Origin of the sequence: Streptomyces sp. NPDC001568, assembly GCF_042893755.1 — a bacterium.
Taxonomy (GTDB): domain Bacteria; phylum Actinomycetota; class Actinomycetes; order Streptomycetales; family Streptomycetaceae; genus Streptomyces.
This window is the reverse complement of record NZ_JBIAVF010000022.1, coordinates 112,920-135,988: the sequence shown is the minus strand read 5'-3', so window position 1 is coordinate 135,988 and position 23,069 is coordinate 112,920. Positions and strand designations below refer to the sequence as shown.

Sequence of the window (23,069 nt, the reverse complement as noted above, 5' to 3'; positions counted from 1 at the left end):
AGCGCGCCCTGCGCCGTCGCGCCGGGGTCTCCGTGACCAATGGCGTGCAGGCCCGCGTCGAGCAGAGCAGGGTGCAGACCGAACCGCGCCGCGTCCCGGTGCCCGTCCTGCGGCAGCACGACCTCCGTGAACAGCTCGCTTCCGCGCCGCCAAGCCGCCTTCAACCCCTGGAACAACGGCCCGTAGGCCATGCCGTCACCGGCGAGGTCCTCGTACAGCCCGCTCACGTCCACCGCGACGGCGTCCACCGGCGGCCAGGCCGCCAGCTCGCCGAACTCCGCCGCGGCCTCCGGCCTGGCACCCATGGCCAGCACACCGGACCCGTGACGCGTCCACGGCTCCTCGGCGAGTGCGTCCTGAAGCCGCGAGTACACGGCGAACGCTCGACTGCCGGAGGCGTTCGATGCCTCGACGGCGAGCTGGAGGTGTACGCCGCCACGCTCGGGGAGGACCAGCGGGGCCTCCAGCGTCAGCTCCTCGACCACATCGCATCCGACCTGGTCACCGGCACGAACCGCCAGCTCGACGAAGGCCGTGCCCGGCAGCAGAACACCGCCGTGAATGGTGTGGTCGGCAAGCCACGGGTGGGTGTCCAACGACAGCCGGCCGGCGAGCAGCACCCCGTCCGAGTCGGCGAGGGTGACCGCCGCGCCGAGCAACGGGTGGTCGGCGTCGCCGAACCCGATCGCCCCCGGGTCCCCGGCCGCGTAAGCAACCTCACTGGGCCAGTACCGCTGCCGCTGGAAGGCGTACGTCGGCAGGTCGACGCGTCGAGCGCCCGTACCCGCGAAGAACGCCGTCCAGTCGACGGCCACACCGTGCACGTGGGCCTGCGCGAGGGCCGTCGTGACGACCTGGACCTCGGGGCGCTGCTTACGGAGCGCCGGCAGGAAAGCGGCGTCCTGCGTCACGCAGTCCTGCGCGAGCGCGGACAGCACACCGTCCGGGCCGAGTTCGACGTACGTGGTCACGCCGGCGGCTTCCAGGGCCCGGACACCGTCCAGGAACCGGACGGCTTCACGGACGTGCCGCACCCAGAACTCGGCCGAACCCATCTCGTCGGTGACGAGGGCGCCGGTCAGGTGGGAGACGAGCGGAATGCGCGGAGCGTGGAACGACAGGCCCTCCACCACCTGTCGGAAATCGTCCAACATGCCGTCCATGTGGGGCGAGTGGAAGGCGTGGCTGACCGTGAGCCGCTTGGACTTGCGGCCGGTGAGCGAGGCGACGATCGCCACCGCCGCGTCCTCGTCGCCGGCGATGACGACGGCCTGCGGCCCGTTGATCGCGGCGATGCTCACCCGATCGGTGAGCAACGGCAGGACCTCGTCCTCCGACGCCTGGACGGCGATCATCACGCCACCGGCCGGCAGCGCCTGCATCAACCGACCACGCGCCGCGACCAGCACACACGCGTCGTCGAGGGTGAGAACACCGGCCGCGTGCGCGGCGGCGATCTCACCGATGGAGTGCCCGGACAGGAAGTCCGGCCGCACGCCCCACGATTCGAGCAGCCGGAACAGCGCCACCTCGACCGCGAACAGCGCGGGTTGGGTGAACCGCGTCTCGTCCAGCAGAGCCGCATCCGAGCCGAACAGCACCTCCCGCAGCGGGAGTTCCAGCAGTGCGTCCATGCGGGCGCAGATCGCGTCCAACGCGTCCGCGAACACCGGATAGGCGTCGTACAGTTCGCGCCCCATACCGAGCCGCTGGCTGCCCTGACCGGTGAAGAGGAACGCCACCTCTCCACCCGACGCGGCACCCTGGATCAGCCCCGACGCGGACTCACCCGCCGCCAAGGCGTGCAGCCCGGCGAGGAACGCCGGCCGGTCCTCGGCGAGGACGACGGCACGACGGTCGAGCATCGACCGCGATGTGGCCAAGGAATAGGCCAGGTCAGCGGGTTCAAGCAGCTCGTCCGACGCGATCCACGCCGCCAAGCGCTCGGCCTGAGCGCGCAGGGCCGCGTCGGTCTTCGCCGACAGGATCCACGGCGTAACGGCCGGCCCCGCTTGCGGGAGGGCCGGCGGCTGCTCGTCCTGGTCGTCCGGTGCCTGCTCGATGATCGTGTGCGCGTTGGTACCACTGAACCCGAACGAGGAGATACCGGCACGACGCGGCCGGCCGGTCTCCGGCCAGGCCCGCTGCTCGGTGAGGAGTTCCACATCACCCGCGGTCCAGTCGACGTGCGGGGTCGGCTCGCCCACGTGCAGGGTCTGCGGAAGCACCCCGTGCCGCATGGCCAGCACCATCTTCATCACACCCGCGACACCCGCCGCGGCCTGCGTGTGCCCGATGTTCGACTTGATCGACCCCAGGAACAGCGGCTGGTCCTCGAAGCGCTCCTGCCCGTACGTGGCCAACAACGCCTGCGCCTCGATCGGGTCCCCGAGCATCGTGCCCGTACCGTGCGCCTCCACCGCGTCCACCTCGGCCGCCGACAAACCGGCACCGGCCAGAGCCGCCCGGATCACCCGCTGCTGCGACGGACCGTTCGGCGCCGTCAAACCATTGCTCGCACCATCCTGATTGATCGCCGAGCCACGAATCACCGCCAACACCGGATGCCCATTGCGCCGCGCATCCGACAGCCGCTCCACGAGCAGCATGCCGACACCCTCCCCCCAACCCGTACCGTCCGCGTCGGCCGCGAAAGCCTTGATCCGACCATCGGCGGCCAACCCACGCTGACGACTGAAGTCGATGTACGCACCCGGCGACGACATCACCGTCACACCACCGGCCAGCGCCATGCTGCACTCACCATTGCGCAACGCCTGCACGGCCCAGTGCAACGCGACCAACGAAGCCGAGCACGCCGTGTCCACCGTCACCGCCGGACCTTCGAGCCCGAACGCGTACGAGAGACGGCCGGACACCACGCTCGCCGCGTTGCCCGTACCGAGGAAGCCCTCGATTCCCTCCGGGATCACCTGGAAGGTCGAGTCGTAGTCCTGGCCGTTGGTTCCGACGAAGACGCCGGCCTGACTGCCACGCACAGCGGCCGGGTCGATGCCCGCCCGCTCGAACGCCTCCCACGTCGTCTCCAACAACAACCGCTGCTGCGGATCCATCGCCAGCGCCTCACGCGGCGAAATCCCGAAGAAGTCCGCATCGAACTCGGCAGCGTCGTAAAGGAAGCCACCCTCACGGGCATAGAACGTGCCCTGCTGATCCGGATCCGCACTGTAGAGCCGCTCCAGATCCCAACCACGATCCACCGGGAACTCACCGATGGCGTCACCGCCGCTCGACAACAAACGCCACAGATCCTCCGGAGTACGCACCCCACCCGGGAACCGGCAACTCATCGCCACGATCGCGACCGGATCATCGTCGACCGCCACCACCACCGGACCCGCGATCTCCACCCGCGTACCCAGCAGTTCGTCCCGCAGGAAAGCGGTCAGCGCGGAAGCCGTCGGGTAATCGAAGATCAACGTCGCCGGCAACGTCACACCCGTCACCGCACCAAGCCGGTTACGCAGCTCAACCGCCGTCAACGAGTCGAACCCCAACTCCTTGAAAGCCCGCTCGGCGCCCACGGCCTCCGAACCGTCGTGCCCCAGAACCGCCGCGACCTGCGCACGCACCAGAGCGAGCAACTCCCGCTCCAACTCCACCGCACCGAGACCGGCGAACTTGCCGACCGATGCGCCGGCGTCCTCGGCCCGCGCGGCAGGCCCGGCAGGCCCGGCAGGCCGGGTCTCCGGCAGCTCGGTGAAAAGATTGCTCGGGCGCACGACGGTGAACGCGGGACCGAAGCGCTCCCAGTCCACGTCCGCCACCAACAGAGCAGCAACATCACTCGACGCCGACACACTCTGCCGCAGAACAGCCACGGCCGTGTCCGGCGCCATCGGCGGCAGACCCTCACGACGCATCCGGGCATCCATCGCCTCGTCGGCCGCCATGCCGCCATCGGCCCAGGGACCCCAGGCCAGGGAGGTCGCGACCAGACCGGCCGCCCGCCGCTGCTCGGCAAGCGCGTCCAAGTAGGCATTCGCAGCCGCGTAGTTGCCCTGACCGGCCGCACCGATGGTGCCGCTCATCGACGAGAACAACACAAAGGCAGAAATCTCGATGCCCAACTCGACCGTCAGCTCGTGCAGGTTGAGCGCGGAGTCCGCCTTGGCCCGCAGCACCGACTCGAACCGCTCCGCCGTCAGAGCGTCCAACACCCCGTCATCGAGAATCCCGGCCGTGTGAACAACCGCGGTAAGCGTGTCGGCCTCCGCGGCCAGCAGCGCACGCAACGCATCCCGGTCGGCGGCGTCACACGCCACCACCGACACCTCCACACCCAACCCCGACAACTCAGCAACCAGCTCAACAGCCCCAGGAGCATCCACGCCCCGACGACTGGTCAACACCAGACGCCCGGCACCCGCCCCGGCCAGCCAACGCGCCACCCGACCACCCAGCGCACCCGTACCACCGGTCACCAAAACCGTCCCGGACGGCACCCAGGAATCCGTACCACCGGCCACCGCACGCACCAGACGACGCCCGAAGACCCCGGAAGAACGCACCGCGACCTGGTCCTCACCCTGGGCACGAACGGCGAGGACACCGGCCAGGCGCCCCATCGCCCGCTCGTCCCACACCTCGGGAAGGTCCACCAGACCACCCCAACGCTCGGGCACCTCCAACGCCGCGACCCGACCCAGACCCCACACCTGCGCCTGAACCGCCGACACCAGAACGTCGGAGCGGCCCACACTCACCGCACCACGCGTCAGGCACCACAACGGCGCCCCCACCCCGGCATCACCCAACGCCTGCACCAAAGCGGACGTCGCGACGACACCGGCAGACTCGTCCAGCGCCAGCAGCGACACCACACCGGCGACGGACCCGACGCCGGACAGCAGGTCGGCCAGGGCCACCCGCTCCGTCCCCGCATCCACCACGACCCGCCGAACCTCGGCTCCGCGCCCGGCCAGCGCGTCCACCACGGCCGTACCGTCCACGGGCCCGGCCGGGAGCACGACCAGCCAGGTACCCGACAGCCGCACACCGGCGGCGCCGGCCGCAGCATCCGTCAGCGGCTTCCACGTCACCCGGTAGCGCCAGCGGTCCACGTCGGACTGGGTCCGCAGGTTGCGGCGCCAGGCCGACAGTGCGGGGAGGACCGAGCCCCACGCGCCCTCGTCGTCCATGTCCAGGGTGTCGGCGAGGGACTCCAGGTCCTCGCGTTCCACCGCGTCCCAGAAACGAGAATCCAGGTCGGGGCCGGCGCCGTTGCGTGCCGCGCCCGTCAGTTGCAGCCAGAAGCGCTGCCGCTGGAAGGCGTACGTCGGCAGCTCCACACGGCGGGCACCCGTACCGGCGAAGAACGTCGACCAGTCGACGTCCAGGCCCCGCAAGTGGGCCTGAGCCAACGAAGCGACCACCGTCTCGGTCTCGGGACGCCCGTTGCGCAGAACGGGCACGAAGGCGACGGCTTCGCCGGCCGTCACACACTCCTGAGCCATGGCCGAGAGCACGCCACCCGGGCCGAGTTCGACGTACGTCGTCACACCCGCGGCTTCCAGGGCCCGCACACCGTCGAGGAAACGCACGGCTTCCCGCACGTGCCGCACCCAGAACTCGGCCGAGGCCATCTCGTCGGTGACGAGGGCGCCTGTCAGGTTCGACACGATCGGGATGCGCGGCGACGCGAACGACAACCCCTCCACCACCTGGCGGAAGTCTTCCAGCATGGCATCCATGTGCGGCGAGTGGAACGCGTGACTGACCGCGAGCCGCTTGCTCTTCCGGTCACCGAGGGACTCCACCACCGCGACAGCGGCATCCTCATCACCGGCGATCACCACCGACTGCGGGCCGTTGACGGCGGCGATGCTCACCCGATCCGTCAGCAGCGGCAGGACCTCGTCCTCCGACGCCTGCACCGCGATCATCACGCCACCGGCCGGCAGCGCCTGCATCAGGCGACCACGAGCCGCCACCAGAGCACAGGCGTCGTCCACGGAGAGAACGCCCGCCACGTGCGCGGCAGCGATCTCACCGATCGAATGCCCGGATACGAAGTCGGGCTTCACACCCCACGACTCGATCAGCCGGAACAACGCCACCTCGACCGCGAACAACGCCGGCTGAGTGAACCGCGTCTCGTCCAACAGAGCCGCATCCGCCCCGAACAGCACATCCCGCAACGGCACTTCGAGATCCAGACGGGCGAACACGGCGTCCAACGCATCGGCGAACACCGGGAACGCGTCGTACAGTTCGCGCCCCATGCCCAACCGCTGACTGCCCTGGCCGGTGAACAGGAAGGCGACCTTTCCGCCGACCGGCGAGCCCGTCACGACCCCCGACGTCGAGCGACCCTCGGCCAGTGCCTCAAGGCCTGCCAGGAGGGCCTCGCGGTCCGTGGCGATGACGGCCGCGCGGTCCTCGAACGAGGCCCTGCCCGTCGTCAGCGACCACGCCACATCGGCCGGACGCGCGTCCGGCGTGGACAGGACGTACGCCTGGAGCTGACGCGCCTGCGCCTGGAGCGCCTCCGCGCCCTTCGCCGAGAGGACCCACGGCACCGACGGGAGAGGTACGGTCTCGCCGCCGGGCGTCGCCGCCACCGCTTCCGCGACCATCGGCTGTTCGAGGATGGTGTGGGCGTTGGTGCCGCTGATGCCGAACGAGGACACGCCCGCCCGACGCGGACGGCCGGTCTCCGGCCACTCCAAAGCCTCCGTCAGGAGACTGACCTCACCGGCCTCCCAATCGATCTGCGACGACGGCGCGTCCACATGCAGCGACTTCGGCAGCACACCATGCCGCATCGCCATGATCATCTTGATGACACCGGCCACACCCGCAGCCGCCTGCGTGTGCCCGATGTTCGACTTGATCGACCCCAGGAACAACGGCCGACCCCCGGCCCGCTCCTGCCCGTACGTCGCCAGCAGCGCCTGCGCCTCGATCGGATCCCCCAACCGGGTACCCGTACCGTGCGCCTCCACCGCGTCCACATCCGCGGCCGACAGACCCGCACCCGCCAACGCCTCACGAATCACCCGCTGCTGCGAAGGCCCGTTCGGCGCCGTCAACCCGTTGCTCGCACCGTCCTGGTTGACCGCCGAACCCCGCACCACCGCCAGGATCCGATGCCCGTTGCGTACCGCGTCCGACTGACGCTCCACGAGCAACATGCCCGCGCCCTCGGCCCACCCCGTACCGTCCGCACCGTCCGCGAAGGACTTGCACCGACCGTCGGAGGCCAGACCACGCTGACGACTGAAGTCGATGAACGTCTCCGGCGTCGCCATGATCGCCACACCACCGGCCAGCGCCATGTCGCACTCGCCCTGCCGCAAGGCCTGGATCGCCCAGTGCAGCGCGACCAACGACGACGAGCAAGCCGTGTCCACCGTCACCGCCGGACCCTCAAGCCCGAAGGTGTAGGCAATACGGCCGGAGGCGATGCTGCCCGCGTTTCCGGTGCCGAGGTAACCCTCCACTCCCTCGGGGAGTTCGTCTCCACTGCCGGCGCCGTCCCCGATGCCTATCCCGGTGACGTAGTCGTGGTACATGACGCCGGCGAACACGCCGGTCCGGGTGCCACGCATCGAGGTCGGGTCGATCCCCGCACGCTCGAACGCCTCCCACGACGTCTCCAACAGCAACCGCTGCTGCGGATCCATGGCCAGCGCCTCACGCGGCGAGATCCCGAAGAACGACGGATCGAACTCCGCCGCATCGTGCAGGAACCCACCCTCACGCGTGTACGACGTACCCGCGTGATCCGGATCCGGGTGATACAGCCCCTCCACGTCCCAACCACGATCGGTCGGGAAACCCGAGATCCCGTCGCCACCCGTAGCGACCAGCTGCCACAGGTCCTCCGGCGTCCGCACACCGCCCGGGAACCGGCACCCCATCCCCACGATCACGATCGGGTCGTCGGCCACGCCCACGGAGGTCCGTACCGGTGTCCGCAAACCGTGCTCGCCGGGTGCGGCGGGACCTCCGGTCACCGCGAGTTCGCTCAGCAGGTGGCGGGCGAGGGCGTGTGGTGTCGGGTAGTCGAAGATCAGTGTCGGCGGGAGCCGCAGACCCGTCTCCGCCTTCAGCACGTTGCGCAGTTCCACCGCCGTCAGCGAATCGAAACCAAGATCCCGGAACGCCCGCTCGGCATCCACCGCCTCAGCACCCGTGTGACCGAGCACCGCGGCCACCCGACCGCACACCAGCTCCAGCAACACACCCTCATGCTCCGCAACCGGCAACCCGAGCAGCCGCGCCACCAACGGCGAGGACCCGGCATCAGCCACCCCACCACCACGCCGCTCGACCATCCGCCGCGCCGGCACCCGCACCAAACCACGCAACAACGCCGGCACCGAACCCGCGGACACCGCCTGCGCACGCAACACCGACACATCCAGATGCATCGGCACCAACACCGCCGCATCCATCCCCACCGCCACATCGAAGAGCCCAAGCCCTTCGTCGGCGGCCAGCGCGGCGACGCCGTCCCGTGCGATACGCCGCAGGTCGACCTCGTCGAGGGTCGCTGCCATTCCGCTGTCACTGCCCGCCTGCGGGGCCCACAGGCCCCAGGCGAGCGCGGTGGCCGAAAGACCCTCGGCACGACGCTGCTCGGCCAGGGCCTCCAAGAAGGCATTGGCCGCCGCGTAGTTCGCCTGCCCGGCCGCACCGAACGCCGCGGCCGCACCCGAGAACAGCACGAACGCCGACAGGTCCATGTCCCTGGTCAACTCGTGCAGGTTCCAGGCCGCATCGACCTTCGGACGCAGAACAGCAGTCACTCGCTCGGGGGTGAGCGAGGCAAGCACGCCGTCGTCCAGCACCCCTGCGGTGTGCATCACAGCGGTCAGCGGGTGCTCGGCCGGTACGGACGCCAGTACGGCGGCCAGCGCATCGCGGTCGGCGATGTCGCAGGCGACGAGTTCGACGTCAGCGCCCAACCCCACCAGCTCGGCGACCAGTTCATCGGCGCCCTGCGCCGCCGGACCACGACGACTGGTGAGCAGCAGACGCCGCACCCCGTACGCGGTCACCAGATGGCGGGCGAACAACCGGCCCAGACCGCCCGTGGCACCGGTGACGAGCACGGTTCCGGACACGGCACCGAAGCCGGTCGGCAGTTCGTCCACTCCATCCACGGACTGCACGCGCACCAGGCGCGGCACACGCACCACACCGCCCCGGACCGCCAACTCCGGCTCCCCGGACGCCAACGCGGCGACGATGCCAACCGTCGACACCCCGTCCACGTCCACGTCCACGTCCACGTCCAGCATCACGAGCTGGCCGGGATTCTCCGACTGCGCCGACCGCAGCAAGCCACGCACCGCGCCACCCGCCAGATCCCGCACACCCTCCCCCGCACCAACGGACACCGCACCCGACGTCACCCACACCAGACGAGTAGCCGCGAACCGGTCGTCCGCCAACCACCCCTGCACCACCTCAAGCGCACCGTTCACCGCCGCATGGACGGACCCCACGGTGTCCTCGGCGTGCGGGAACACGCCCGGCAGCACGAAGACCGCGTCCGGGGCCGGTTCGCCCGCGTCCAGCGCCGTACCCAGCGCATCGGCATCGGTGTACGCGGTGACCTGCGCACCTGTATTCACCAACCCGGCCTGGTCCTGGCCGATCACGGCCCACCGGAGGCCGTCTGTCCCGACAGCTGCGCCCTGCATCGGGGCGGGCACCCATTCGACGCGGAACAGGGACTCGACATGACCGCCGGAAGCTGCGCTGACCTGCTCGGCCGAGGCCGGCCGCAACGTCAACGACTCCACCGCCGCCACCGCCCGCCCGGACTCGTCCGCGACCAGCAACGCCAACGTGTGCGGATCCTCCACGGAAACCGGCGTCAGCCGCATCCGCAGCGACGACGCACCCGCCGCGTACAACGAAACTCCGGCCCACGAGAAGGGCAGCAGCGCGCCCTGCGCCGTCGCGCCGGGGTCGCCGTGGCCGATGGCGTGCAGGCCCGCGTCGAGCAGAGCCGGGTGCAGACCGAACCGCGCCGCGTCCCGGTGCCCGTCCTGCGGCAGCACGACCTCCGTGAACAGCTCGCTTCCGCGCCGCCAAGCCGCCTTCAACCCCTGGAACAGCGGCCCGTAGGTGACACCGCCCTCCGCGAGGTCCTCGTAGAGCCCGCTCACGTCCACCGCGACGGCGTCCACCGGCGGCCAGATCGCCAGGTCGGCAAACTCCGCGGCGTCCGCCGCCCTGGCTCCCGCCGTCAGCACACCGGAGCCGTGACGCGTCCACAGTTCCTCCGTGGGCCCGTCCTGGCGCCTGGAGTACACGGCGAACGGACGTCCGCCTCCCGCGATCGGGGCCTCGACAGCGAGCTGGAGCTGCACGCCGCCACGCTCGGGGAGGACCAGCGGGGCCTCCAGCGTCAGCTCCTCGACCACATCGCATCCGACCTGGTCACCGGCACGAACCGCCAGCTCGACGAAGGCCGTGCCCGGCAGCAGAACACCGCCGTGAATGGTGTGGTCGACAAGCCACGGGTGGGTGTCCAACGACAGCCGACCCGCCAGGATCGCGCCTTCGGAATCGGCGAGCGCGACCGTCGCGCCCAGCAGCGGGTGTCCGGCGTCGCCGAGGCCGATCGCCTCCGGGTCCCCGGTCGCGAACAGCGTCGCGCTGGGCCAGAACCGCTGCCGCTGGAACGCGTACGTCGGGAGGTCCACCCGCCGGGCGCCCGTACCCGCGAAGAACGCCGACCAGTCGACGGCCACACCGTGCACGTGGGCCTGCGCGAGGGCGCTGACGACGCTCTCGGCCTCGGCGCGCCCCTTGCGCAGCACGGGCAGGACGACCATGGCAGCGGCCTCGTCCGTCACGCACTCCTGCGCGAGGGCGGACAGCACACCGTCCGGTCCCAGCTCGACGTACGTCGTCACGCCGGCGGCCTCAAGGGCCCGCACACCGTCGAGGAAGCGCACGGCTTCCCGCACGTGCCGCACCCAGAACTCGGCCGAGCCCATCTCACCGTCGACGACGAGGGCGCCGGTCAGGTTCGACACGATCGGGATGCGCGGCGACGCGAACGACAACCCCTCCACCACCCGGCGGAAGTCCTCCAGCATGGCATCCATGTGCGGCGAGTGGAACGCGTGACTGACCGCGAGCCGCTTGCTCTTCCGGTCACCGAGGGACTCCACCACCGCGACAGCGGCGTCCTCATCACCGGCGATCACCACCGACTGCGGACCGTTGACGGCCGCGATGCTCACCCGATCCGTCAGCAGCGGCAGGACCTCGCCCTCCGACGCCTGCACCGCGATCATCACGCCACCGGCCGGCAGCGCCTGCATCAACCGACCACGCGCCGCCACCAACACACACGCATCGTCCAGCGACAGCACACCCGCCACATGCGCGGCGGCGATCTCACCGATCGAATGCCCCGACACGAAGTCCGGTCGCACACCCCACGACTCCACCAGCCGGAACAACGCCACCTCGACCGCGAACAACGCCGGCTGAGTGAACCGCGTCTCGTCCAACAGAGCCGCATCCGCCCCGAACAGCACCTCCCGCAACGGCACTTCAAGGTCGAGACGGGCGAACACAGCGTCCAGCGCATCGGCGAATACCGGGAACGCGTCGTACAGTTCGCGCCCCATCCCCAGCCGCTGACTGCCCTGGCCGGTGAACAGGAAGGCGGTACGGCCGTCACGGGCCGTACCCGTGGCGAGTCGCGGAGAGGACTCACCGGCGGCGAGGTGCGCGAGGGTGGTCCGCAGGTCCGCGTCCTCCCCGACGGTCAGGAGAGCGGTTGCTCGGTGGTCGAGGTGCGCGCGGCTGGTGGCGAGCGAGAACGCCACGTCGATCGCGGTCGTGTGCGCCGCGTCCGCGTCGCCGCCCCGGGGGGTGGTGTCCAGGTGTGCAACGAGAGCTGCGGCCTGTGCCCGGAGGGCTTCGTCGGTCTTGCCGGAGAGGACGTAGGGAACGACGCGCGCCGGCCGTACGGCGGGCAGTGGCCGGGCGTTCGCGGACGGCTCCGAGTCCGGCGCCTGCTCGATGATGGTGTGGGCGTTGGTGCCACTGATGCCGAAGGAGGAGACGCCGGCGCGGCGCGGGCGGCCGGTCTCGGGCCACCGCACCGACTCGGTCAGGATCTCGACATCGCCCGCCGTCCAATCGACGTGCGGGGTCGGCGCGTCCACGTGCAGCGTGCGGGGCAGCACCCCGTGCCGCATCGCCATGACCATCTTGATCACACCGGCCACACCCGCGGCCGCCTGCGTGTGCCCGATGTTCGACTTCACCGAACCCAACAGCAACGGCTGCCCCTCGGCCCGCTCCTGCCCGTACGTCGCCAACAGCGCCTGCGCCTCGATCGGATCCCCCAACCGGGTACCCGTCCCGTGCGCCTCCACCGCGTCCACCTCGGCCGCCGACAAACCCGCACTGGCCAGCGCCTGCCGAATCACCCGCTGCTGCGACGGACCGTTCGGCGCCGTCAAACCATTGCTCGCACCATCCTGATTGATCGCCGACCCACGCACCACCGCCAACACCGGATGCCCATTGCGCCGCGCATCCGACAACCGCTCCACGAGCAGCATGCCGACACCCTCGCCCCAACCCGTGCCATCCGCACCGGCGGCGAACGCCTTGATCCGACCGTCCGCCGCAAGGCCCCGCTGACGACTGAAGTCGATGAAGTTCTCGGGCGTCGACATGACCGTCACACCACCGGCGAGCGCCAGGGTGCACTCCCCCTGCCGCAGCGCCTGCACGGCCCAGTGCAGGGCGACGAGCGACGACGAGCAGGCGGTGTCGACCGTGACCGCCGGGCCTTCGAGTCCGAACACGTAGGAGACGCGGCCGGACATGACGCTTCCCGCGTTGCCGGTGCCGACATGGCCTTCCAGACCGTCCTGTTCGCGGGCGACGAGGGACAGGTAGTCCTGGCCGTTCGTTCCGATGAAGACACCGGCCCGGCTGCCGCGCAGGGTCCCGGCGTCGATGCCGGCGCGCTCGAAGGCCTCCCACGAGGTCTCCAGCAGCAGGCGCTGCTGCGGGTCCATCGCCATGGCCTCACGCGGGGAGATCCCGAAGAAGTCCGCGTCGAAGTGCGCCGCGTCGGTGAGGAAACCGCCCTCACGCGTGTACGAAGTACCGGCCCGGTCGGGGTCGGGGCTGTAGAGCCGCTCCAGGTTCCAGCCGCGGTCGGCCGGGAACCCGGCGACCGCGTCCGTACCCTGCGCGAGCAGCTGCCAGAGGTCTTCGGGGGTCCGTACTCCGCCGGGGAAGCGGCAGCTCATCGCGACGATCGCGATCGGATCGCCGTCGACGGCCGAGGCGACGGGCAGGAGCGCGCCGGAGACGGGGACGCTGCCCACGAGCTCGGTGCGGAGGTGGTCGGCCAGGGCGGCGGACGTGGGGTAGTCGTAGATCAGCGTGGCGGGCAGCCTCAGCTCCGTCGCCGCGCCGAGGCGGTTGCGCAGTTCGACCGCGGTGAGCGAGTCGAACCCGAGTTCTTTGAAGGCGCGTTCGGCGCCGACCGCTTCGGAGCCGCCGTGGCCGAGTACGGCGGCGACGTGGGTGCGGACCAGGGTGAGCAGTTCCCGTTCCTGCTCGGCGGGCGCGAGTACGGCGAGGCGGCCGGACAGGGTGAGGGGGCGGCCGGCGTGGGCGTCGACCTGCCCGTGGGCTTCGGAGCGGGCCCGTGTCGCCGCGCGGGTCGCACGTACCTCGCTCAGGTCGCTGAACAGTTCGCTGCGGCGTACGGCGGTGTGCTGGGACAGGTAGCGGTCCCAGACGACATCGGCCACCGTGACGACGGCGTCCCTGCGACCGACGGCCTGCCCGAGGGCGCGGATCGCCCGAGGGGCGTCCATGGGCGGTACGCCGTCCCGGCGCATCCGGGTCTCAAGGGCTTCGTCGGCGGCCATGCCACCGTCGGCCCACGGACCCCACGCGATCGACGTCGCGGCCAGCCCGGCCGCCCGACGCTGCTCGGCAAGCGCGTCCAGGTAGGCATTCGCAGCCGCGTAGTTGCCCTGGCCAGCCGCACCGACCGTGCCGCTCATCGACGAGAACAGCACGAACGCCGACAACTCGATACTCAGCTCGACGGTCAGCTCGTGCAGGTTGAGCGCGGAGTCCGCCTTGGCCCGCAGCACCGACTCGAACCGCTCCGACGTCAGAGCGTCCAACACCCCGTCATCGAGAATCCCGGCCGTGTGAACAACCGCGGTGAGCGTGTCGGCCTCATCGGCCAGCAGCGCACGCAGCGCGTCCCGGTCGGCGGCGTCACACGCCACCACCGAAACCTCCACACCCAACCCCGACAACTCAGCAACCAGCTCGGCAGCCCCAGGAGCATCCACGCCCCGACGACTGGTCAACACCAGACGCCCGGCACCCGCCCCGGCCAGCCAACGCGCCACCCGACCACCCAGCGCACCCGTACCACCGGTCACCAGAACCGTCCCGGACGGCGCCCAGGACGCGGAACCCTCGGTACGTACCGCCCGCACGAGGCGACGGCCGAAGACCCCGGAGGCGCGAATCGCGAGCTGGTCCTCGCCGGCGGCTCCCCCGGCCAGTACGCCGGCCAGGCGCGCCATCGCCCGCTCGTCCCACACCTCGGGAAGGTCCACCAGACCACCCCAACGCTCGGGCACCTCCAACGCCGCTACCCGGCCCAGACCCCACACCTGCGCCTGAACCGCCGACACCAGCGCATCGGAGCGACCCACACTCACCGCACCACGCGTCAGGCACCACAACGGCGCCTGCACCCCGGCATCACCCAACGCCTGCACCAGAACAGCGGTGTCAACAACATCCACCGCCCCACCCGAAGCCAGCAGCGACACCACACCCGCCACAGCCCCGACACCCGACAGCAGACCGGCCTGCTCGGCCCGCTCCGAGCCGGCGTCGACCACAACCCGGCGCACCTCGGCTCCCCGGCCGGCCAGGGCGTCCGTCACGGCCGCCGCCAAGGTGTCGTCCTCGCGCCCGGCGGGTACGACGACGAGCCACTGGCCGCCCGGTGCGCCGGAGGTCAGCGCCGCCGCCGTGAGCGGCTTCCACGACTCCCGGTAGCGCCAGCCGTCGATCCGCGCCTGTTCCTGGTTCTGCCGCCGCCAGGCCGACAGCGCGGGGACGAAATCGCTGAAGCTCGCGTCGTCGGCCACCTCCAGTTCGGAGAGCAAGGAGGCGAGGTCGCCGCGCTCCACCGCTTCCCAGAACCGCGCGTCCACCCCGTCGATCGCCGGGGCGGGTACGGCAGCGCCACCCGGCGCGGCCATCTCCGGCCAGAAACGCTGCCGCTGGAAGGCGTACGTGGGCAGCTCGCCCCGGGTGGCGCCCGTACCGGCGAACCAGGCGGACCAGTCCACCTCCACACCCCGCACGTGCGCCTCGGCGACAGCGGTGAGCGCCGACTCCGACTCCGCGCGGCCCGCACGCAGAACCGGTACGAAGGCGGCGTCCGCGTCGGCGGCGAGGCAGTCCTGGGCCAGGGCGGACAGTACGCCGTCGGGGCCGATCTCGACGTACATGGCGACACCGGCGGCCTCAAGGGCCCGCACTCCGTCGAGGAAGCGCACGGCTTCCCGGACGTGCCGCACCCAGAACTCCGCCGAGCCCATCTCACCGTCGACGACGAGGGCGCCGGTCAGGTTCGACACGATCGGGATGCGCGGCGACGCGAACGACAACCCCTCCACCACATGGCGGAAGTCCTCGAGCATGGCATCCATGTGCGGCGAGTGGAACGCGTGACTGACCGCGAGCCGCTTGCTCTTCCGGTCACCGAGGGACTCCACCACCGCGACGGCGGCATCCTCATCACCGGCGATCACCACCGACTGCGGGCCGTTGACGGCGGCGATGCTCACCCGATCCGTCAGCAGCGGCAGGACCTCGTCCTCCGACGCCTGCACCGCGATCATCACGCCACCGGCCGGCAGCGCCTGCATCAGACGACCACGCGCCGCCACCAACACACACGCATCGTCCAGCGACAACACACCCGCCACATGCGCGGCGGCGATCTCACCGATCGAATGCCCCGACACGAAGTCCGGCCGCACACCCCACGACTCCACCAGCCGGAACAACGCCACCTCGACCGCGAACAACGCCGGCTGCGTGAACCGCGTCTCGTCCAGCAGAGCCGCGTCCGACCCGAACAGGACGCCCTGCAAGGGCGCATCGAGCTGGGCGTCGAAGCGTGCGCACACCGCGTCCAACGCGTCGGCGAACACCGGCTGTGCGGCGTACAGTTCGCGCCCCATCCCGAGGCGCTGACTGCCCTGGCCCGTGAACAGGAAGGCCAGTCCGCCTCCCGACACCGTGCCCTGGACGAGGCCCGGCACCTGCTCGCCCGTGGCGAGCCCGCGCAGGCCGGCCGTCAGCGCTTCGCGGTCCTCGGAGCCCCCGATCAGGACGGCCCGCGTCTCGAACTTCGACCGCTCGACGGCGAGCGAGTACGCGGTGTCCAGGACGTCGGCCTGCGGGTTGTCGGCCAGCCACGAGGCGAGCTGCTCCGCCTGGGCGCGCAGCCCGGCGGGGTTCTTGCCGGTGACGACGTACGGCAGGACCGGGGCGGCGCCACCGGTGTGCTGCTCGGCGTCCGCGACCTCGGCCGGGAGCGGGGCCTCTTCGATGATGGTGTGGGCGTTGGTGCCGCTCAGACCGAAGGAGGAGACGCCGGCGCGGCGCGGGCGGCCGGTCTCGGGCCACCGCACCGACTCGGTCAGGATCTCGACATCGCCCGCCGTCCAATCGACGTGCGGGGTCGGCGCGTCCACGTGCAGGGTGCGGGGCAGCACCCCGTGCCGCATCGCCATGACCATCTTGATCACACCGGCCACACCCGCAGCCGCCTGCGTGTGCCCGATGTTCGACTTCACCGAACCCAACAGCAACGGCTGTCCCTCGGCCCGCTCCTGCCCGTACGTCGCCAACAGCGCCTGCGCCTCGATCGGATCCCCCAACCGGGTACCCGTCCCGTGCGCCTCCACCGCGTCCACCTCGGCCGCCGACAAACCCGCACTGGCCAGCGCCTGCCGAATCACCCGCTGCTGCGACGGACCGTTCGGCGCCGTCAAACCATTGCTCGCACCGTCCTGATTGATCGCCGACCCACGCACCACCGCCAACACCGGATGCCCATTGCGCCGCGCATCCGACAACCGCTCCACGAGCAGCATGCCGACACCCTCGCCCCAACCCGTGCCATCCGCACCGGCGGCGAACGCCTTGATCCGACCGTCCGCCGCAAGGCCCCGCTGACGACTGAAGTCGATGAAGGCATCGGGGGTGGACATCACGGTCACACCACCGGCGAGCGCCATGGAGCACTCGCCCTGCCGGAGGGCCTGCACCGCGAGGTGCAGGGCGACGAGCGACGAGGAGCAGGCGGTGTCGACCGTGATGGCCGGGCCTTCGAGCCCGAACACGTACGAGAGACGGCCGGAGACGACGCTCGCGGCGTTGCCCGTACCGACGTGTCCTTCGAGGCCGTCGGCCTCGCCCGCGACGAGGGACAGGTAGTCCTGTCCGTTGGTGCCGACGAAAACACCCGCCCGGCTGCCCTTGAGCAGGGCGGGGTCGATGCCGGCGCGCTCGAAGGCCTCCCAGGAGGTTTCCAGCAGCAGGCGCTGCTGCGGGTCCATGGCGAGGGCCTCGCGCGGCGAGATGCCGAAGAAGTCGGCGTCGAAGTCGGCGACGTCGTAGAGGAATCCGCCTTCGCGGGCGTACGAGGTGCCCTGCGTGCTCGGGTCGGCGTCGTAGAGGGCGTCGAGGTTCCAGCCGCGGTCGGCCGGGAACCCGGCGACCGCGTCCGTACCCTGCGCGAGTAGCTGCCAGAGGTCTTCGGGGGTCCGTACGCCGCCGGGGAAGCGGCAGCTCATCGCGACGATCGCGATCGGATCGTCGTCGGTCGGCGTGGTGGTCGCGGTCGTCGGCAGCGCGGAGTCCGTGGCCGTCGCACCGCCGGCCACGAGTTCGCCCCGCAGGTGGGCGGCGAGGGCGGACGAGGTGGGGTAGTCGTAGACGAGGGTGGTGGGCAGCTTCAGCCCGGTGGCCGCGCCCATGCGGTTGCGCAGGTCGACGGCGGTCAGCGAGTCGAACCCGAGTTCCTTGAAGGCGCGTTCGGCGCCGACGGCGTCGGCGCCGTCGTGCCCGAGTACGGCGGCGACCAGGGTACGGACCAGCGCGAGCAGTTCCCGGTCCTGCTCGGCCCGGGGCAGTTCGGCGAGCTTCGCGAAGGTGGCTCCCGCGACGTCGGCGCCCGTCACCACGGTGCCGTGGCCGGTGATCGCGGCTTCGCCCGCCGACACGGAGGTGAGGAGGTCGAGGACCAACGGGCTGGGCCGGACCGCGGCCACGACGGCCGCGAAGCGGTCCCAGTCGATGTCCGCGACGGTCAGAGCGGCCTCACCCGCTGCAACTGCCTGAGCCAGTGCGGCAATTGCTACATCAGGTGCCATCGGCGGAACGCCCTCGCGGCGCATGCGGGCGTCCATCGCCTCGTCGGCGGCCATACCGCCATCGGCCCACGGGCCCCACGCGATCGACGTCGCGGCCAGACCGGCCGCCCGACGCTGCTCGGCGAGGGCGTCCAGGTAGGCGTTGGCGGCGGCGTAGTTGGCTTGACCGGCCGCACCGATGGTGCCGCTCATCGAGGAGAACAACACAAAGGCAGAAAGCTCGATGCCCAACTCGACGGTCAGCTCGTGCAGGTTGAGCGCGGAGTCCGCCTTGGCCCGCAGCACCGACTCGAACCGCTCCGACGTCAGAGCGTCCAACACCCCGTCATCGAGAATCCCGGCCGTGTGGACAACCGCGGTGAGCGTGTCGGCCTCCGCGGCCAGCAGCGCACGCAACGCGTCCCGGTCGGCGGCGTCACACGCCACCACCGAAACCTCCACACCCAACCCCGACAACTCAGCAACCAGCTCAACAGCCCCAGGAGCATCCACGCCCCGACGGCTCGTCAACACCAGACGCCCGGCACCCGCCCCGGCCAGCCAACGCGCCACCCGACCACCCAGCGCACCCGTACCACCGGTCACCAAAACCGTCCCGGACGGCGTCCAGGACGCGGAACCCTCGGTACGTACCGCCCGCACGAGGCGACGGCCGAAGACCCCGGAGGCGCGAATCGCGAGCTGGTCCTCGCCGGCGGCTCCCCCGGCCAGTACGCCGGCCAGGCGCGCCATCGCCCGCTCGTCCCACACCTCGGGAAGGTCCACCAGACCACCCCAACGCTCGGGCACCTCCAACGCCGCGACCCGACCCAAACCCCACACCTGCGCCTGAACCGCCGACACCAGAACGTCGGAGCGGCCCACACTCACCGCACCACGCGTCAGGCACCACAACGGCGCCCCCACCCCGGCATCACCCAACGCCTGCACCAAAGCGGACGACGCGACGACACCAGCAGACTCGTCCAGCGCCAACAGCGACACCACACCGGCCACGGACCCGACGCCCGACAGCAGACCGGCCAAGGACTCCCGGTCGGTACCCGGCTCGACCACGAGCCGGCGCACCGCGGCCCCACGCCCGACCAGCGCACCCGCCACAGCCGCGTCATCGACACCAGCCGCGGGAACCACCACCAGCCACACACCCGACAACCGCACATCCGCACCGGATCCGGCATCCGTCAGCGGCTTCCAGACGTCCCGGTAGCGCCAGCCGTCCACCGTGGAGCGGGTGCGTACGCGGCGGCGCCAGGCCGACAGGGCCGGGACGACGTCGCTCAGCGGCTGCTCGCCGGCCGCGTCCAGTTCGAGGGTCGCGGCGAGCGCGGCCACGTCCTGGAGCTCGACCGCGTCCCAGAACGCGCTGTCGGCCGGGTCGGTCCGGTGCGCGGACGTCGTGGCCGGTTCGGCGGCGGGGGTGCGGGCGTCCATCCAGTAGCGCTGTCGCTGGAAGGCGTACGTCGGCAGTTCCACGCGGCGGGCGCCCGTACCGGCGTAGAAGGCGCTCCAGTCGGTGGCGGCGCCCCGGACGAACATGCGGGCGACGGCGTCGAGCAGGGTGGCCGGCTCGGCGCGGCCGGCGCGCAGTGCGGCGGCGAAGACGGGGTGCGCGGGGGCCTGCGGGTCGGTGACCAGGCAGTCCTGGGCGAGGGCCGTGAGGACGGGGTCGGGGCCGAGTTCCAGGAATGAGTCGGCGCCGCGGGCCTGGAGGGTGCGAACGCCGTCGAGGAAGCGGACGGCTTCGCGGACGTGGCGGACCCAGTGCTCGGGGTCGGCGAGTTCGGTGGCGGTGGCCGTGGTACCGGTGAGGAGGGAGACGACGGGGAGGGTGGGCTGGGCGTAGTCGAGGACCTGTGCGATGCGGCGGAACTCGTCGAGCATGCCGTCCATGTGCGGGGAGTGGAAGGCGTGGCTGACGGTGAGTCGCTTGCTCTTGCGGCCGACGAGGGATTCCACGACCGCGACGGCGGCGTCCTCGTCACCGGCGATCACGACCGCCTGCGGGCCGTTGACGGCGGCGATGCTGACGCCGTCCGTCAGCAGGGGCAGGACCTCGTCCTCGGAGGCCTGGACCGCGATCATCACGCCGCCCGGGGGCAGCGCCTGCATGAGGCGGCCGCGGGCCGCGACCAGGGCGCAGGCGTCTTCGAGGGAGAACACGCCCGCGACGTGGGCGGCGGCGATCTCGCCGACGGAGTGGCCGGCCACGAAGTCGGGTTTCACGCCCCACGATTCGACCAGGCGGTACAGGGCCACCTCGATCGCGAAGAGGGCGGGCTGGGTGTAGCCGGTCTGGTGCAGGAGGGCGGCTTCGGGGGTGCCGGCCTCGGCGAAGAGGACGTCGAGCAGCGGGAGTTCGAGTTGCTCGTCGAGGAACCAGCAGGTGTCGTCGAGGGCGTCGGCGAACACAGGGTAGGTCTCGTACAGTTCGCGGCCCATGTCCAGGCGCTGGCTGCCCTGGCCGGTGAACAGGACGGCGAGGCGTCCCGAGGCGGGTTCGGCGTGGACGACGTGGGGTGCGTCGGTGGCGTCGGCGAGGGCCCGCAGGCCGCGCACGAGGGCGTCGCGGTCGTCGCCGAGGATGACGGCGCGCTGTTCGAAGCGGCCGCGGGTGGCGGCGAGGGAGTGGCCGATGTCGAGGGGGTCGGCCTCGGGGCGGGTGTCGAGCCAGTCGCCGAGGCGGTGGGCGGCGGCGCGCAGGGATTCGGGGGTCTTGGCCGACAGGGTCCAGGGCAGCGGGCCGGCGGGAGCGTCGACCGACCGGCGTCCCGAACCGTCCGTCGCGTCGTCCGTCGCGTCGTCCGTCGCGTTGTCCGTCGCGTTGTCCGTCGCGTCGTGCGTCGCGTGGTCCTCCGGGTGGTGGTCCCCCGCCGCTTCCGCCGCGTCCTCGCGGTCCTCGGCCGGCGGCTCCTCGATGATGGCGTGCGCGTTGGTGCCGCTCATGCCGAAGGAGGAGACGCCCGCGCGGCGGGGGGCGTCGGAGGTGGGCCAGTCGACGGACCGGGTCAGCAGGGAGACGGCTCCGGCCTCCCAGTCGACGTGCGGGGTGGGCTCGTCGACGTGGAGGGTTTGGGGCAGCACGCCGTGCCGCATCGCCATGACCATCTTGATGACGCCGGCGACGCCTGCGGCGGCCTGGGTGTGGCCGATGTTCGACTTCAGTGAGCCGAGCCACAGCGGCCGGTCCGCCGGGCGGTCCTGGCCGTACGTGGCCAGCAGTGCCTGCGCTTCGATCGGGTCGCCCAGCGTGGTGCCGGTGCCGTGCGCTTCCACGACGTCGACTTCGGCGGCGGACAGCCGGGCGTTGGCGAGTGCCTGGCGGATGACGCGCTGCTGCGCGGGGCCGCTGGGCGCGGTCAGGCCGTTGGAGGCGCCGTCCTGGTTGATGGCGGTGCCGCGGACGACGGCCAGGACGCGGTGGCCGTTGGCGCGTGCGTCGGAGAGCCGTTCCACGAGGAGCATGCCGGCGCCCTCGCCCCATGCCGTGCCGTCGGCGGCTGCGGCGAAGGGCTTGCAGCGGCCGTCGGGGGCGAGGCCGCGCTGGCGGCTGAAGGAGACGAACGAGCCGGGGCTCGCCATGACGGCGACGCCGCCGGCGAGGGCGATCGTGCATTCGCCGGTGCGCAGCGCCTGGACGGCGAGGTGCAGGGCGGCCAGGGAGGAGGAGCAGGCGGTGTCGACGGTGACGGTGGGGCCTTCGAAGCCGAAGGTGTAGGCGATGCGGCCGGAGGCGACGCTCGCGGCGTTGCCGGTGAGGAGGTAGCCCTCGAACCCGTCGGCGGCGTCCTCCAGTCGGGGGCCGTATTCCTGGGTTTCGGCGCCGACGAAGACGCCGACCTGTGCGCCGCGGAGTTGGGCGGGGTCGACGCCGGCCCGGTCGAAGGCCTCCCAGGAGGTTTCGAGGAGCAGGCGTTGCTGCGGGTCCATTGCCGTGGCTTCGCGGGGGGAGATTCCGAAGAATGCGGCGTCGAATTGGTCGGCGTCGTGGAGGAATCCACCTTCGCGGGCATACGTGGTGCCGGAGCTGTCGGGGTCCGGGTCGTAGAGCGAGTCGAGGTTCCAGCCGCGTCCGGTGGGGAATTCGGAAATGGCGTCGGTGCCGGCGGCGACGAGGTCCCAGAGCGCTTCGGGGGAATGCACGTCGCCCGGGAACCGGCAGCCGATGCCGACGATGGCGATGGGCTCGTCGCTGCTGACGGCCGCGGCGACGGGGGTCTCGGCGGGGCTGGTCAGGCCCAGGAGCAGGGCGTGGATCCGGCGGGCGAGGTGGGCGGGGGTGGGGTGGTCGAAGGCGAGGGTGACGGGCAGCCGCAGGCCGGTGCCGGCGACGAGCCGGGCGTGCAGGTCGACGGCGGCGAGGGAGTCGAAGCCGAGGTCCAGGAAGGAGCGGTGGGCGTCGAGCGCGGTGGGTGCGTTGTCGCGGAGCGCGGCGATCACCAGGGAGGAGACCCAGTCGAGCAGGGCGGTGTGCTGTTCGCCCTCGGTCAGGCCGGCGAGGCGCTCGCGCCACCCTTCGGGGCTGTCGCCGCTGCTGACGTCCTGGGTTCCGCCGGCCTCGGGGGCGCCGTCGATTTCGGCTGCGAAATCCTGGGATTCGTTCAACAT

Annotated in this window: 1 protein-coding gene (only partly in view); it reads right to left on the bottom strand. The window is 71.4% G+C overall.

Going from position 1 to position 23,069, the window contains the following annotated elements; translation table 11 throughout:
- Positions 1-23,069, bottom strand: partial view of a type I polyketide synthase gene (locus ACFY0I_RS33360; protein WP_388902762.1) — the 5' portion only. 11,566 nt of this gene lie to the left of the window's left edge; 23,069 of the gene's 34,635 nt are visible here — the first part of the coding sequence; it begins with the start codon at positions 23,067-23,069; its stop codon lies off the left edge, out of view.